The sequence below is a fragment of the Lacinutrix salivirga genome (genome assembly GCF_053604675.1).
Genome location: NZ_JBSHNP010000022.1, coordinates 1 through 1,322, shown reverse-complemented (window position 1 = coordinate 1,322; position 1,322 = coordinate 1). Strand labels below are relative to the sequence as shown.

The 1,322-nt window shown below is 29.3% G+C and carries 2 protein-coding genes; both read right to left on the bottom strand.

Annotation, left to right across the window (positions count from 1 at the left end; translation table 11 throughout):
* Positions 1 to 275 precede the first annotated feature (275 nt).
* Entirely contained in the window at positions 276 to 758 is a 483-nt protein-coding gene (locus ACVC5O_RS00130; protein WP_452219433.1) for an SMI1/KNR4 family protein, read from the bottom strand.
* 11 nt (positions 759 to 769) lie between these two features.
* Positions 770 to 1,322, bottom strand: a 553-nt coding sequence (locus ACVC5O_RS00125; protein ID WP_452219432.1) for a deaminase domain-containing protein, incomplete at its 5' end; no start/stop codon positions are given.

Here is a 1,322-nt window from a genome sequence, read left to right as displayed (position 1 = left end):
AATTTCGTATTTAGTTCCTTGAAAAACTCTAGTTTCTTTTTTTATTAAACCTAAAACATCATCAAGATGCTCTTTTATTTCTAAAATACGCTTGTCTTTATAGGTTTCTTTTGACAATTTAAATAAATCATCTACTTCATCCAATGCCTCTTTAGCCGACTTCTTTAACAACTTCTCTACTACAACATCTGTACCAAGGCTTGCTAACTCTAATCAATAAAAAAAGCCACTTCTTTTATTGAAATGGCTTTGTATTACTTAACTTTAGTAAAAGTTTAAACTCTTAATTCACTAAAAAGTGTTTTATCCCCTTCTAAATGACGTTCGTAAAAGCTTGATAGAGAATCTGCAATTTTTGGAAAACTATCTCCTTCGTATCCTTCCTCATAACCATAAACTGGAGGATTATCTCCTTCATCTAACTTAAAAAAAGCAAATAAATATCCTTGATGATCGTAAAATACAAAGGCATTTTCTGGTAGCTCTAAAGAACTACCATCTTCTGTCAATTGTTCTGCCCAAGTTTCATTTAGCCATTTTATAGATGGGTAAAATACTGTTGTGCCTAATAAATACCCTCGCATACCTGGTGCTTTTCTGTCCATTTCAAACCCCATAACTTCTAAAAACTCCACATAACATTCAGGTAATTTACTGACAGCTAGTTCTTCTATTTCTTTAATTTGATTTTGAGAGCAGCCTTTATAAATTGTTTCCCATTTATCTAATTGTGTCACAATTTTATTTAAATATTTCATGTTTTCTATTTTTAACGTTTTAATTCTTTTCTTACCCAAACTCGCACTATCTCTATATTTGGGAAATTTTTTTGAAATTTATCAATTATATCCTCACAGTTATCACATATTTTTAAATCAGAAACTATTTCTATTTGTCCTTGTACATTTTTATTATTCTTGAACTTATTGTAAAGATATTCAATTTGTTTTTGTTCTGAATCATGTAATCTATTTAATGGTCCATTCTTATAATTATAGTTTTCAGGCTCAATAATTTTAAAACTATCATAATCTTTTGACGTTCCTGTTTGTTTTCCACTTCTAGATTGTAAATCAATTATTTCATCTCCTATTTTACCTTTTGTATATGCTACATTTTTATTCCAACCAGCATCAATGTTTTTTCTAATTTTAGATAATAACTCAATGTCTTTGGTTGTGGCTTTTCTGTATCTTCTTTTTATTTTAACTCCAGCTGTTAACTCTAAAACTTCTCTAACTTTTGGGTCTAAAATTTCTCCAGCTATATTTGCAACATCCAATGCCTCTTTAGCAGACTTCTTCAACAGTTTTTCTACTACA

Coding starts and splice junctions, on each gene's coding strand:
- ACVC5O_RS00130 (WP_452219433.1), bottom strand. CDS start 758: ATGAAATATTTAAATAAAATTGTGACACAATTAGATAAATGGGAAACA.